Genomic DNA, 13,771 nt, shown 5'->3' on the forward strand with positions numbered 1-13,771 from the left:
CAGATAGCCTCTATCAGTAAGCGATGCAGTACATCATGCGCAGACCAGCCGGCAAGTTATCTTCGCCGCCAGTACTGTTGACGATCACTGTGTGCTCATGGGCACCAGCGCCGCGGTTGTCTAGGCTATGCGAGTGATCGCCGACTCCCGCAACGCCGATTTCGTGGGTGTGGTTGCCCGAGCCGTTCATGCCGACGTTATGGCTGTGGCCGCCGGCACCATCGGTGGAGAAACCATGAGCATGGCCGCCAGCCGTATTGGTGCCAACTGCACCACCATAGGCTTCGTGGAAGCCAGCATCACCACCACTTGAGTAACGAGGGCGAAAACTGCCCGCATTGTGGGCATGGTCGCCAGCCCAAGCAGTCCCGCCCGTGTGAGCATGGTGCCCTTGCGAATCCGTCCATGCGCCATGCGCATGATCGCCAGCCGCTCCTGAGCTTGCGGCGTGGGTGTGCGCGCCTGCCCCGTTCACGCCAATGTAGTGCGTGTGATCGCCCACAGCCGAGGCACTGGCCGTATGCGCATGGGCGAGAATCGCACCAGCAGAGTGGACGCCAACAATGTCTGCGCTGTTGGTATGGGTGATGGTGGTGCCGTCCTTGCACAGCGGCAGGTTGAAGGTCGTGTTGCCGTCACCTTCGCCGTACTTGGTGCCGATGACCGCGAACAGCTCGGCATAGTCCTGGCGGGAGATCGCTGAGCCATCGCACAGTAGGGTGCCTTCCAGGGGTTCGCCAGCGCTGATGACGATCTGACCCGGCCGATAGCGAGAGCGGTTGATCAGCGTGCGAATGGCCTGCAATAGCTGTGTATCATCATCGCGATCCAGCGCCTGGCCGGAGGCTTCGACGGTGTTGGTCAACTCGGCCTGGACGGTATTGAACCAATCCGCTCCAGGGATGGTGGCTTTGACACCGGCAATGAAGTCACCGCTGGTGAAGTAGCCCGGCGTACCGGGTTCCTGCTTGGGCGGTGGTGTCGGTGCGGCGGTAGGGACATCGATGCGGTGCACGTCAGGACTCCAGGAACTGGCAGAAGGTGTGCGCGGGCTTGAGGTTGTTGAATGTGGCCTGCAGCGCAGCGTCGGTGGCCAGGGTGGCATTGGGGGGGCGGCGGTCGATACGTACCTGCCAGACGAACAGCACGTCTTCCAGGTACAACGGTTCGTCCACGCTGCTATGGCCGACGCGCCAGGGTTTGGGCTCGATAATGGTGATGGCGTAGCCCGCAGCAGCGGCCAGACGCACGAAGTACGGGATCGACAAGCCGCCCAGTTCGCCGAGCTTGGCCAACACCGCCTGCACGCGCTCAGCGGGGCTTGCGCTGGGCAGCGGGCGCAGACCGAGCACGCGCTCCCAGTCAGCGATGGCATCACCTGCTGTGGCGGGGTGCATCGCCTGCTGGATGGTCTGTGCACGGTCCACGGCGATCTGCAGTGCGCCGGCCTCGGCGTCGATGACGGCGCCAATCACGCGCCCGGCAGGATCGTAGGCCACTGGCGGCAGCAAGGTGCGCAGCAGCTCGGCCAAGTTCATGACAGCAGCTCCAGGGTGACGCTGCCAAAGCGCACCCATTCCACGCGGCTGGCATCGACGACCGGGGTCAAATTGGTCTCCGGTTGGATTAGCTCGCGGTCCACCACACCGGCCAAGCCAGAAATGACCGCTTCCAGGTGACTGCGGTAGAGCGTTTCACCCGGTGCCAGCGGTTCCAGTGCGGCCGCCAGCTGCGGCGTGGCGGCGTCCTGCACGCCTTCCAGGGTGTAGCCGCTGATCAACTTCACCTTGGCCGTGATATCGACCGTGATCAAGGTGGGGCCAAACACCAGGCAGTCCCAGGCGGTCACTGGGCGACGTTCGTCGATGTACTGCTGCACCTGGCCGATCAACTCGGCCGAAGGCAAGCCGGTGGCCGAAACGATCACGACATCGACCGTGCCAAGGCCGCGACGCAGCGGGTAGACATAAGCGGCAGTAACGCCGGGCACCTCGCGGGCCCAGCGCTGGTAGTCGTGGCGATTGCCGCCGGCTGGCGGGCGCCGCATCAGGTCCAGTAACCGATCCAGCAGCTCAGCATCGCTCTCGCGGTCTGCACCGCCGGCCAGGGCTTCGATCAGTTCGGCCGAGGTGTCCACCCCGATGGGCGGGCTGGTCAGCGTGACCTGGCCGGTCACACCGTTGGCGGCGCTGCCGGCAGTCTGCGCTGCCACGCGGACCGCAGCATTGCCTTCTGGGGCGATGACCGCTTCGGCGAGCGTGCTCAGCAACGTGCCATTGGGATGGCGGAGCTGGGTGCCCGCTGGCACCACTGCGCCGGTAGTGCCGGTGACGCGTGCCGCGCCACTCGCAGTGGCAGCCGGCTTGCGACTCAATCCACGATCACTGGCATGCAGTTCCAGCGCCTCGGTGTCGGCGGTGTCGGGGAAGATTTGCCGGTATAGCCAGCCCTGGTGCTGGTAGATACCCTCAATGGCTGCGCCGGCTCCGGCCGCACGCACGTAGTGGTCACTGTCCACGCCAATATCGGCATCCGGCAACTGATTGCGAATGTCGCGCAGGATCGCGTCGCGGATGCTCTCAAAGGGGGGCGTGGGTTGTGGCATCGATAGGCTCTTAAATCACGCTGACAGGGTGTTCAAACGTCTGGCGCTGGCCGCTGGCATCGGTCAACTCGATGTGCAGCCAGAGACGACCGTTACCCGCCTGCTGGCTGGTGACCACCAGGTCCTGGGCCCGTCCGTCATCGAGCAAGGGGTGCAGGGCCTGCTCGGCATACTGGCGGGCCAGCACAGCGACGCGCGAAACGTCTTTTTCCCGCTGCAGTTCATGGAGGCGGCTACCCAGGGTGGGTGCGGCAAACCAACTGCCCAGCGGCACCATGAGACGAAGATAGACCGCGTTGGCCAAGGTGGTGATTCGTCGGCCTGTAAGGTCTCGCGTTGCCGGGTCAATCTGTGCGTCCATCACTGTTCCTGGTTGGGCTTGGCTGTGTCGCCAGGGCCGGGTTGCACGCCGCTGTGGGTATGGCTGTTGTAGATGGCGCGGTCAGCGCTCATGGCGCGCACGCCATCGCTGACTTCGCCTTCGGCGGTGACGTTGCCGGTGGCCTCAATCTCCGGCGTCTCAATGCGCATCTTGGTGCCCGCCTTGATCAGCAGCGTTTCGGTGACGACCTCGATGACGCGGCCGCGCTGCAGGTAGATGTGGTCACCTTCGTCGGTGTGCAGCGCCACCTCGCCAGGCTTGAGCTGAATCCGGTAGCGGCCATCGACGCTGGCGATGATCACCCCATGTGCCGATGAGCCACCCAGCGGCAGAACGATGACCTCAGCCCCGGACAGTGGCGCGGTGGCCAGGCCGTAGTGCTGCATCAGCTCGACTTGCAGCTGCTCCCCATCCAATCCGGTCACCTGAGCACCAGGCAGTGCTTGCGTGGCGTCCAGGCGCTGCAGGATACCGCGCAGCGCCTGGCGGACGGTGCTGCCGGCGCGCTGGGCCGTGCGGGCCATGGTGCGGGCCAGGCTCATAGGTACTGTTCTCCATCGTCGGCACTTTTCGGTTTGCGCTTGCGGGCCTTGCCCTTGGCGATGGGCTCGCCAATGATCCAGGCCCTGTCCTCGCGCAGCCGCAGCTCGGTGATGGCGCCCTGGGCGCGGGTCAGGCGCAGGGTGCGGCCCATAACGAAGTACACGCCGTGCAATCCGTGTGGCTCGCTGAGCAGCTCCACGCGTTGCCCGGGTGCCCACACCACACCGCCGCTGGCGCGCCAACCCGGTACGATCACTCGTGCCTCAAAGCCCTCCATCAGGCTGTCGGCCAGCAGCTTCTTGGCGCGCGAGTCGGCCAGACTGTTGCTGTCACAGGCGCCGTCCACGACCACACGCGGGCGGAAGATGCCGCGCCGGGCCAGTGCATCGTCCTTCGCTTGGGCCTTCAAGGTGGTGCGGTTGTTGCCCCAGTCGTTGCCGTCGAAGGCACCGTGCTGGCCCAGCACGGTGATCTGGCTGTAGCGCTGGGCTATGCTGCGGCGCACGCTGATGCGGGTAATGGTGTTGCCTTCACCGTCATGACGCAGTTGCAGGCGGCCAACCGGTGCAGCCGCATAGTCCGGTCCGCCTACCACCAGGGTGCCGTCCGGCTCGACCCAGGGCCAGGCGCCACTGGCTTCGGCCACCTGCAGCAGCACCTCCCAGGCGCTTTGGCCAGGCTGGATCTGCACACGCCGACGCAGTGCGCCACCCGGCACCTGCAGGCGTACGCGATCGATGCCTAGCGGCTTGGCCACCTGGTCCACGATCTGTTGCAGGCTGGCATCGCGCATGGACACAAACGGGGTGGAGCAATCAACCAAGAAGCCGGCCAGGTCACGCCCAGTGATGCGCACGGTATGGCTGCTGCGCGACACCTCGTGCTCCACTTCGTCCAGGCGACCGGTCAGTACCGTGTCTTCGCCCAGCTGCAGCTGGCAGGGTGCGCCCTCGGCGACTTCTGCTGGCAGTGCCCCACCTTGCTCGGTGTGCAGCTCCAACTCGAAGGCGTCGCTTGCGATGAGCAGATCGCTATCCACCGACCAGCCACTCCAGCGCTCATTCACCACGCCGCCGACGGTGAGGCGAATCGACTCAGCGAGCATAGGCATGGAGCACCTGCCCGCGTTCGATGGCGAAGGGACGACGCAATGTGGGGTTCAGCCGCAGCAGTTCGGTGGCACGACGATGGTCGCCATACCACTGATGGGCCAGTGCCCGCAGGCAGGTATCACTGGTCACCTGGCGCTGGATCAGCGGCGGTCGCGCGAGGATGACCCGACGCGCACCAGCCTGCACCAGGGCAGCCAAGTTGCGCAACGGCTCGATGACCGGCAGCGCCTGTTCGACCGGATACAGACGGCGGTGCAGTCCGATGGCCCCTTGCAACCCCGCGCGTGCCTGGCCGGCGAGTCGGTCGATTTCCTGGGGCGTCATCGTGGGTTCCACACGCTGTGCATCGACCACGTCGCAGACGGCGCGGGTCAGCGTCAGCGCCTGCTCGGTGGCTACCAGGACGACCAGACCCAGCGCATGGGCGGTCAACGGTTCATCGGGAAGGCCCAGCGGTAGATCGGGCTCCAGCGGAGGGGCAACGCCGCGTCGGGCTGCATCAAGCAGCCCCGACCAGGTACGTCCTGCCAGCGCCGGCAGATCGTTGGCACCAGGTACCTCGCGCGGCAGCAGCGTCCCGGCCAGTGCGCGGATGTCCAACGTGTCATCGGCCAGGGCGGGCACGCTGGCTTCCAGCAGGCCACGGACCTCGGACGGCACGCGTGCAGCCTGGGCGATGGGGTCAAAGGCCGGTGCCGGCGACCGGGCCAAGTCAGCCAGGCCGGCCAGCACGCCCAAGGTCTGGCTGCGTAATTGCGATAGACGCACGCCGATCCCCGGCAGGCCGACCAGATTCTCCACCAGACCGACCCAGCCGCCGCCCAAGTAGCCTTGCGCTTGAGCAACGAGCCCATCGACCCGGCTGAGCAGGTCACGCACCTGGTCGCGCCAATTGCGCACGTCGGCCACATCAAGCCCGGCAATGGCACCTTCGCTGGTCTGGAAGGTGCGTTGGAAGAAGTCCGGGTTGGGCTCGCTCTCAACAAAGGTCAGTACGACTTCGGCATAGTCGGGCCGCTCGGCATCGTGGCTGATCTCCCAGTCCTCGACGACCGCGTTGACGGTGCCGTAGATGGGGTGGATCAATTCGCCTTCACCCGCTGTTTCAACCGCCTTGATCAGCGACTGCAGCACCGTTTCATAGGCATCGCCGTAGACGACCGCGCGCATCTGGAAGACCAGCGCCTCGCGGCCGAGGTCTTCGACGGTATCGCCGTTGCGGTATGGCGTGCCATGGCGGGCCAGCGAACGCTTGCCTTTGAGCGATTCACCCAGCACCTGCAGAGGCACCTGGCGGTAGCTGGCATCGAGTAGATCGGTTTCCCAGCTCATGGCCCACGCCTCGCATCACGCTCGACGGTGCGCCCCAGATCGGCATGCAGCCACGGCACATCGGCCGTGACCTGTACCTGGATGGGCTTGCTCAGGGTCTGATCCAGCTTACGGCTGGCATTGTCCAGCAGCTGTGCGGCTGCCTGATTCTGCGCCGCAGCCTGCTGATGCAACTGGGCCGACTCGGCCGGCACCGCCGGAGCGGCGGTCTTCACCCGTGCAATAGCCTCGCGCATGGCTGTCTCACGTTGCGGCAAGCTCAGCCCATTGGGCACCGAGGCCAGGGCCTGCTGGTACTGCTCCGGAGTGACGCCCAGGCGCTGCATCGTCTGTTGATTGCGCGCATTGGCGCGTGCCAGCGGGCCGCTGCCACGCGAGCGCCCCAGGGTGGAGGCGACGTCTGCGCGCAAGGTGGGATCGGCCATGCCAGTGTCGAGCGTGCCGGCGTAGCGTGACAACGGATAGCTGGCCAGCAGGGCTGGTGCCGCCAAGCGCATGCCCCAGGCCTTGGCTGCAGCCAGGAGTCCGCCACCGGCTGCCGTCCTGCCGGCGGCACCGGCCACAGGCACGGCTGGGGCCGGCCCAGGAGCGCCGGCCCAGTTGGTGACATAGACCGGCATGACTCCGGTGGCGTCCTGCAGCGTCTTACCGACAGCGATGTTCTTCATCGTGTCCAAGCCACCGCCCACCGTGTTGCCCAGCTTGCCGAGCACTGCGCTGCCGGCCCGCCCGCCGTAGTGACCGGCAACGGCAGTCCCGGCAGCCAGACCAATCATCTGTCCGCCGGAAAGGTTCAGGTCGTTGAGCAGGTACTGGCCGGCCTCGGCCATCGCCTTGTTGAGCGGCTGGGCCATGCGGTCCACGGTTTCGCGCAGGCTGTTGCGCACCCGGCCGGCCACGGCGGTGGGGCTGTCGCGATTCTCCTGCAGGTCGCTGGCGACCACGCCGCTGGCATTGCTGATCTGCGCCTGGATGTCGCGGAAGCTGTCCAGGTTGTCGCCGCTCAGCAGGAATTGCACGCCCTTCTGGGTGTCCTGGTCGGCCTTGCCAAAGGCCTTGGACACGAAGTTCATCCGTTGCATGTCCGTGCCCAGCTTCTCGTACTTGCTCTTCATCTCGGCCAGCACATCGAGCATGTCGCGGCGCGAGCCATCCTTGTTGAAGAACCGCACCCCCGTGCTCTTGGCCGCCTCGACCATGTAGTTGCGATTGGTAAACAATCGCGTGGTGGACTCGGCCAGGGTGGCCAGGCGCTCGGGCTGGGCCTCCAGCTTGGACAGGGTCTCCACCATGGCCAAGGATTGATCAAAGCCCATGCCACCGCGCTGCGCGGCCGGGCCGACGCGGGCAAAGATGTCTGCCAGATTCTCCAGCTCGGCGTTGCCGGCGCGACCGGCAACAATCATCTTTTCCAGCATGGTCAGTGCCTGGCCGGCTTGGGCCAGGTCAAAGCCATAAGCATTGGCACCGGTCAGCAGACCTTGTGCCAGCACACTGGAATCGGCACCGGTAATGGTGGTGCCGATGTCGATGGCGCCGATGGCTTCCTTGGACGCCTGGTAGGACAGCCCCGAGGCCACCAGCTTGTCGAAGCCAGTGGTCAGCGACTCCAGCGGGTTGCCATTCTGGCGGCCCATGGTCCAGAACGTCTGGCGCAATTCATCCTGTTGCGCACGGGTCATCCCCGCCGTCTGCCGGGTGCGCAACAGGTTGCGATCCAGCTGCGCGCTGGAGGCAATTTCGCGGCCCACGGCAAAGCCGATACCCAGGCTGGCCAGGCGCCCCTGCATCGACCCCAAGGCGGACTTGACCCGGTTGATTTCAGAGACGGCCGTGCGCCCCATGATGCGAAACAGTCCACCCTGATCACCGACACGGCGCAGGGCACGTTTGAGCCGTTCTCCCAGGCGGTCAGCCTCATCACCCACACGCCGCTGTTCGCGCACACCCTCGGCCATGCCACGCTTGATGGCGTCCCCGGCAGCGGTGCCGGCCTTCTTCAGCACCTGCATGGAGGCAGCACTTTGGGTGATGCTGCTACGGATTGCCTTGGCCTGTTCACCGGCCGAGCGCTTGATCTGATCGCCCGTGGCCTGGGCGGTCTTGCCCATATCACGCAGGCCGGACTGCGCCTCCTGCGCGGCGCGGCGACCGCCTTTGCCGTCGCCGCGGATGACCAGGTTGACCAACATGTCCGTCATGGGAGCGGATGACCTTTAAGGGGGCGGCGGGCGCTGCCGGTGCTGATATAGCGGGTACCGGTGCTGGTTGAAGGCGCCGCCTGGAACAGGGCCAGGCGCGCGGTGATCTCCGCCTGCGTCATGCGGCGGATTTCGCTCAGGCGGTAGCCGTGCCGGACGAGGACGTGCTCGACACGTCGCCAGTGGGCGAGCTCGCGCTCGCCGGCTGCAGCTTTTTTGTGAGTTCAGCGCTGGCCCTCTCCAGTTCGGACTGGTCGATCTCGGCCAGCTCTGCCTTGAGCAGGTCCAGGGTGAGTGCCTCGGCCGGAATATCGCCGAGCTGGAGCAGCTGGCGCCGATACAGGTCCAGGGCGATGCGTGCAGTGGAGGCAGTGGGTTGGCCCTCCAGGGCTTCGATCACATCCCCGGCCAGTCCTACCCGCAGGATGAAATTGCGATGGCGCTGGCCGGCATAGTACACACCGATCGGCAGCGTGCCGCTGACGGTTAGCCCCGTCCATTTCGTGATGGCGTCATTCGACATAGTGGTTCAACGCTCCCAGGGTCAGATCGCGGGTGGCTTCGTCATCGGTGCCGAACTTGCTGCCCATCTCCATCAGCCACACCCCGGTGTAGCTCTCGCGCTTGCCACCACCATCCTGAGGCTCGATGGTGATCTTGGCGTCCAGCAGCCCCTTCCAGTCCGGTTCGCCCGACTTGGGGATGGCCACTGTGCAGCGCAGCTCATGCTCTTCGATGCCCTTGGCATGACCGAGCACGCGGCCCTGCCGGTTCATCGTCTTGACGCCCTTGCGGTTGGTCTTGGTGGTGGGTTCAAACGACTTGATTTCGTATTCGGAGCCGTTGAGCTCCAGCACGATCAAGCCCACGTAGATATCGGACATGGCGGTTCCTTGTCAGAGCAGTAGATCGATGCGGCCAGCGAACACATGCAGGCCGTTGACCACGTCGGTGGGGATTTGGGCATTGAGCCGGTTCGGGTCCTGCAGCGAGCGCTCGACGATTAAGCCGGGCGCATTGGCATCGACCTCTTCAACGATTTCCAGCTCTTCACACTTCTTCAGCACGTCCAGCAACTCGCTGCGCACCTTGGCGGCGGTGCCGGCATGGAGCTTCTCGCGTGGGAAGCGCAGGCGGATGCGGTCACGGCAGGCACGGCGCACGTAGTACAGAGTGCGCATCGTGGTCAGGTCCAGCAGGGCAATATCGGTCGCTCCGGTCGGATTCTTGGTGTAGGTGCTGATGGCTCGTACAATCTGCACGATCTCGCCCGGGCCGACTTCCAGCGGAGTGACGCCGTTGGCCAGCGCGGTTTCCTGCTCGCCTCGGGTCAGGCGCTGGGTGATGGGCGGCACGGCGATCCCGGTCAGGGCAAGGGTGTTCAGCGGCCTGGCCGGGTCTTCCTCGCGGGCAATCACCGCCGCATAGGCGGCGGCGATCTCGGCGGCCGTGCTGGTCGAGCCTGGCAGCAGCGCCAGGGTGATCGCGCCGCTGTTGAGTTGGCCGGCCAGGGTGGTCGCCGCGCTCAGCGTGCCGGTGCTGGCGGCTACGCCAATACAGGCCTTCTGGTTGATCGCATCGGTAATCGTGTTGATGTGGGTGCGCAGTGCCGTCAGTGTGGTCTGGCTGATCCAGGCCGGCACTACTAGGTCGTAGTCAGCCCCCGCCAGCACATCCAGGGCGGGCTGGATATCCGGCTCTGTGTCGTCGGCCACAGTGATGCCGATCAGAGTCAGATCGACATAGCGGTTGGCAGCAATGGCGGCGCTGGCCATTGCCTTGGCTACTGCGCCGAACTGTTCGGCCAGCGCGGATGCATCAAACACCTGCAGCGGGACCAGAGGTTCGGCTGCGTCGTCGCCGGTAGCGGTCAGCGGGACGATCAGGCACAGGCGCTGCGCATTGGTTGGCAACGTGCGCACCGCCAGCGAGGTGTTGAATTCGATGTAGACGCCCGGCTTGCGGATGCTGGCCGGAATGGTGTCGAACTGGATGCTCATGCCTTGCTCCCTTTGCTGGCCGGGGCGCCGGATTTGGAATCAATGGGCGCGACCTGCGCTTGCTCGATCACCAATTCGCCACTGGCCAGGCGACGGCGGTAGTAGGTGGTATCGGGGACATCGACGGCCTTGCCTTCGATGTAGGTGCGAGGGTTGTCCTCACGGGGAACGCGCAGGCCTGGGGCGGCGATTACACGCGGCATGGAGTGCTCCTAGTCGATGCGGTCGGTGGCATCGGCCACCCCGTCATCGGGTTGCAGGTAGTAGGTCAGATCGATGCCCGACAGCGGCTCGATGGGGTCTTCTGGAACGGTCCAGTGCCCACTGACCGTGAAGCTCTGGCCGATGACACTGAGAAAATCGTTCTGAAAGCGGCTGTTGATCAGGTTGTTGTAGTCGGTCGGTTGCAGCGGGCCGGCCTCAGCGTGCGGAGACCAGTCGGTCAGCAGGCGCATGCAGCTGTCCCACAGCGCGTAGCTTCCAGGACTATTGGCAACGCCATGCCGGGTTTCGACTTCGCCACGTGCCTGGCGCGAGCCAATGACCAGGCGCACGGTCGCATCGAAGGCATAGCGACGATTGCTCTTGCGGACAAAGCGCCCTCGGGGCTGCGTCACCAGCACCGCATGCCCGGCCCGCAGTGCCTCGGCCAGCAGATCGCCATCGCCGAGCTCGCCGCCGTAGCTGCGCAGCTCCAAGCGAGGCAGGTGCTGGCGCAACTGTCCCAAGCGCTCGACGATGCCATCTTCCAGAGCCTGCAGCATCACAAGCGTCCCAGCGTTCGACGCGAGAACAGGCGCGGGTTGCCCTGGATGACGGCGCTACCACCTGCGCCTTCCTCATTACTCCCGCGCTTCGCATCTTCATCCATGAGGGCTTTCAGGCGCTTGATCACATCCTCATAGCGCAATCGCACCGTGCTGTCTTCTCGGCCCGCGCGGTCGTACAGGTGATAGCGGGCCAGCTCCTGGATATCGTCGGGCCACCACGGCGGCACCGGGGCATCTGCCGGACGGAAGCGCAGATAGAATTGCGCCTCGCTGCTGGCCCGGCCGATGGCTGAGTCCAAGCGCGCCAGGGCGTACACCGCCGCCGTTCGCTCATCCTCGGGCCAACCGGACAGATCATCGCCCCGCGCTGCCGCCTCCATCTGGGCCGCATCCAGCGGCACGAATGTGTTGGGCACGGCCACATCGGCGATTTCCTTCCCGCCGTAGCGCGTGACCAGGTCGATGGAGAGCGGCAGCGGCAGCATTACTTGCCCTTACCCTTCTGCGCGGCCTTGGCCTCTGCCTTCGGTGCCGTTACCGGCGCCGGATCGACGGGCAAGGTGGTGATCGCACCGGCGCTGGCTTCCGGGGAAACCGATGTGTCAGTCTGCTCCGAGGGTGCCGGTGTGAGGGTGGTCGTCTCAGCGGAGACCGTTTCCGGTGCGGCGTCGGGGTCAACCATCGAGCCGGGAGCCGGGATGGCCTCACTCTTGGGCAGCAGCTGGACGAACAGGTTCGGCTCGGCCTGCAGTTGCGCCAGCTGATCTGGGGTGAAGCGATCTTCGGCATAGGGCGTGGGTGTGGTGCTATGGGCCACGCCTGCCCTGCGGAAGCCCTCAATCTTGGAAGTGATGATGATCATGGCGAGTCAAGTAGAAGGTTGGGAGAAAGCCACCGGCCAAGGCCGGTGGCCGTCGGGTTGCGAGATCAGTCCAGCCAGGCCGGGGAGAGCACTTCGGCCGTACCGGCCCACTCATTGCCGGCGCTTTCGTCCTTGACCACGATCTTGCGCGCCGCCCCTTCCAGCGCCGAAGGCACCACCAGCAGGCGCGGATTGATGCCCAGCGGGCGGCCGCCATCGGCCTTGAAGGCCTTCATCGCCGCACGCGCAGCGGCGTAGCTGTCCTTGGTCAGCGGCTGGCGCGAGGCATAGGCGAACTGCCAGAAGCCGAAACCGACATTGACGCGTGCGTCCACGCCATAGCGATACTCATCGCGCATGAACACCGCTTCGTCCTGGCCATCGACCATGGCCTTGAGGTCGTAGTCACGGCGCTTTTGGAAGATCAGCGGCTTCAGGGCGCGGCTGACATCAAGCAGATACCAGGTCGGTCCGGTGCCATCACCGTCGTCATAGTTGCTGACGCTGGTGGCCGTACCCGTGCCATCGGTGTTGGCGTAGACGGGGTGGTCGGTGTCGAAGAAGTTCTGCCCGTCATAGCACAGGGTACCGGCACCGGCCTTCAACAGGGAGAACACCAGCTCATCAGGGTGCGCGCTCGAAGCACGGCCCATTTCCTCAAACAGCGGACCGTAGACGCCGACCTCATCGTCCTCGATATCCGGGCGCGGCACCGAGATGCTGCTTTCGAAAGACTTGTTGGCGATGCTGTAGCCGTGCGCGGCCATATCCTTCAGTGCACGGTCGCCCACCCACTCGCGGAACTGCGGGAACTGTCCCAGCCAGCCGTAGGTGGTGCTCTTGGAGCTGGACGGGACCAGGGTGGCGATCTTCTGCCAGTCGGTCGGGGTAGCCGTCTGGGCGTCTTGGAACTTGCGGCTGAAACCGGTGAACAGCGCACTGATCAGCGCAGGGGTGATGATCTGGCCCATCAGCGGGAATCCTTCTTGAACTGGTCGGCGGGGATGCCCAGGGCCTGGGCGACGTAGGTTTCGGAAGCATTGAGGGCGGTGGCCGCCGCACTGCCCGGCGTTGCTGGCGCGCCTGCATCGCCGGCCACGACCGGAGCGGCACTGACGAAGTCACGGAATCGCTGCAGGCCGTTGGTATCGCTGCAGCTGGCGCGGTGATATTCCACGGTGGCGGGGGTGATCTTGCCGGCCTTCAGGGCGCTGTCGATCTCGGCGGAAACGGCAGTGTCGTGCTGCTCCTTCTGGAAGGCGGTCAGCTTCTGCTCGGCGTTGGTGGCGCGGGCCACAACGGCATCGTGGTCGGCGCGCGGGACGAAACGGTCCAGCGACGGCTGCTGGCTGTTCAGGGCCGTGGCCTGCAGTTGGTTGATGGCGGCGGCGAGGGCATCATCGGAGGCTTCGGCGTTCAGGCCGAGCGCACCCGTGATCGCCGCCGTCAGGGCGGTGGATCGGGTCATGGTGGAAGACTCCTGGGAGTTGAGCGCCTGCAGGTGCAGGTTCGGGGTGTTGGTAAGCGCCGCAGAGACCAGTGCGGAGATACGGCCACTGGTGGGCTCGTAATCGAACACGGGGGATAGATAGCGATAGGCACGCCCAGCCCAATCCTCAGCACCGCGCGGGGTCCAGCTGATTCGGCCCCACAGGGCGCCGTCGCGCGGCTGAAGTTCGTGAATCCAGGCGGCCGCTGGTGAGGGGCCGCCGTTGGGGGCGGCCAGCTGCAAGGCGTGGTTCCAATCGATGGCCAGGTCGACCTGGCGGGCCCGGAACGTGTCCACGACGTTGCGGGCGGCGGCGTCATCGAACAGCCAGCGGCGACCATCACGGCCGATGACGCTGGGGCCGGCCGGAATCAGTTCAACCCAGTCCGGTGGCGTTTGGCCGGAGACGCTGGATAGGTCGGTGTTGAGCGCGATGCGGTGCATGCGGCCATGGTGGCCGCCGCACGTGGGAAGT

The 13,771-nt window shown here is 65.5% G+C and carries 17 protein-coding genes; all 17 read right to left on the reverse strand.

The features are described from left to right. Positions 1-13 precede the first annotated feature (13 nt). Entirely contained in the window at positions 14-1,015 is a 1,002-nt protein-coding gene (locus G4G00_RS10835) for a phage tail protein (RefSeq protein WP_240336124.1), read from the reverse strand. A gap of 1 nt (position 1,016) precedes the next feature. Beyond that, positions 1,017-1,538: a putative phage tail protein gene (locus G4G00_RS10840; protein ID WP_164273373.1), complete on the reverse strand. Its 522-nt coding sequence runs from the start codon at positions 1,536-1,538 to the stop codon at positions 1,017-1,019. After that, positions 1,535-2,605 carry a baseplate J/gp47 family protein gene (locus tag G4G00_RS10845; protein ID WP_164273376.1) on the reverse strand — a complete coding sequence of 357 codons (1,071 nt, stop codon included), beginning with the start codon at positions 2,603-2,605 and terminating at the stop codon, positions 1,535-1,537. The genes G4G00_RS10840 and G4G00_RS10845 overlap by 4 nt, the downstream gene beginning before the upstream one ends. A 10-nt stretch (positions 2,606-2,615) precedes the next feature. Continuing rightward, on the reverse strand, positions 2,616-2,966 hold the full coding sequence (locus G4G00_RS10850) for a phage GP46 family protein (RefSeq protein ID WP_164273379.1): 351 nt from the start codon (positions 2,964-2,966) through the stop codon (positions 2,616-2,618). Then, entirely contained in the window at positions 2,966-3,529 is a 564-nt protein-coding gene (locus tag G4G00_RS10855) for a phage baseplate assembly protein V (RefSeq protein WP_205515541.1), read from the reverse strand. The genes G4G00_RS10850 and G4G00_RS10855 overlap by 1 nt, the downstream gene beginning before the upstream one ends. Next, positions 3,526-4,641, reverse strand: a complete 1,116-nt coding sequence (locus tag G4G00_RS10860; RefSeq protein ID WP_205515542.1) for a phage baseplate assembly protein — start codon at positions 4,639-4,641, stop codon at positions 3,526-3,528. The genes G4G00_RS10855 and G4G00_RS10860 overlap by 4 nt, the downstream gene beginning before the upstream one ends. Further along, entirely contained in the window at positions 4,625-5,974 is a 1,350-nt protein-coding gene (locus G4G00_RS10865; protein ID WP_164273382.1) for a DNA circularization N-terminal domain-containing protein, read from the reverse strand. Before G4G00_RS10865 ends, G4G00_RS10860 begins: the two co-directional genes overlap by 17 nt. After that, a complete protein-coding gene (locus G4G00_RS10870) occupies positions 5,971-8,175 on the reverse strand; it encodes a phage tail tape measure protein (protein ID WP_164273385.1) in 2,205 nt (734 codons plus the stop codon). Before G4G00_RS10870 ends, G4G00_RS10865 begins: the two co-directional genes overlap by 4 nt. A 136-nt stretch (positions 8,176-8,311) precedes the next feature. Beyond that, complete coding sequence (locus G4G00_RS10875; RefSeq protein WP_164273388.1) at positions 8,312-8,698, reverse strand: hypothetical protein; 387 nt, start codon at positions 8,696-8,698, stop codon at positions 8,312-8,314. Further along, positions 8,688-9,059: a phage tail protein gene (locus G4G00_RS10880; RefSeq protein WP_164273391.1), complete on the reverse strand. Its 372-nt coding sequence runs from the start codon at positions 9,057-9,059 to the stop codon at positions 8,688-8,690. The genes G4G00_RS10875 and G4G00_RS10880 overlap by 11 nt, the downstream gene beginning before the upstream one ends. Positions 9,060-9,071: 12 nt before the next feature. Further along, positions 9,072-10,175, reverse strand: a complete 1,104-nt coding sequence (locus G4G00_RS10885; protein WP_164273393.1) for a phage tail sheath subtilisin-like domain-containing protein — start codon at positions 10,173-10,175, stop codon at positions 9,072-9,074. After that, positions 10,172-10,378, reverse strand: a complete 207-nt coding sequence (locus tag G4G00_RS10890; RefSeq protein WP_164273396.1) for a DUF2635 domain-containing protein — start codon at positions 10,376-10,378, stop codon at positions 10,172-10,174. Before G4G00_RS10890 ends, G4G00_RS10885 begins: the two co-directional genes overlap by 4 nt. 9 nt (positions 10,379-10,387) lie before the next feature. Then, positions 10,388-10,939, reverse strand: a complete 552-nt coding sequence (locus G4G00_RS10895; protein ID WP_164273399.1) for a phage protein Gp37 — start codon at positions 10,937-10,939, stop codon at positions 10,388-10,390. Next, positions 10,939-11,430 carry a phage protein Gp36 family protein gene (locus G4G00_RS10900; RefSeq protein ID WP_164273402.1) on the reverse strand — a complete coding sequence of 164 codons (492 nt, stop codon included), beginning with the start codon at positions 11,428-11,430 and terminating at the stop codon, positions 10,939-10,941. Before G4G00_RS10900 ends, G4G00_RS10895 begins: the two co-directional genes overlap by 1 nt. Next, positions 11,430-11,807 (reverse strand): HI1506-related protein, encoded by a 378-nt coding sequence (locus G4G00_RS10905; protein ID WP_164273405.1) that lies wholly within the window; start codon positions 11,805-11,807, stop codon positions 11,430-11,432. Before G4G00_RS10905 ends, G4G00_RS10900 begins: the two co-directional genes overlap by 1 nt. Before the next feature lie 65 nt (positions 11,808-11,872). Beyond that, on the reverse strand, positions 11,873-12,778 hold the full coding sequence (locus G4G00_RS10910; protein ID WP_164273408.1) for a Mu-like prophage major head subunit gpT family protein: 906 nt from the start codon (positions 12,776-12,778) through the stop codon (positions 11,873-11,875). Further along, on the reverse strand, positions 12,778-13,740 hold the full coding sequence (locus tag G4G00_RS10915) for a phage protease (protein ID WP_164273411.1): 963 nt from the start codon (positions 13,738-13,740) through the stop codon (positions 12,778-12,780). Before G4G00_RS10915 ends, G4G00_RS10910 begins: the two co-directional genes overlap by 1 nt. Positions 13,741-13,771 lie beyond the last annotated feature (31 nt).

Origin of the sequence: Stenotrophomonas sp. B1-1 (genome assembly GCF_010894375.1) — a bacterium.
In the GTDB taxonomy this organism is placed as follows: domain Bacteria; phylum Pseudomonadota; class Gammaproteobacteria; order Xanthomonadales; family Xanthomonadaceae; genus Stenotrophomonas.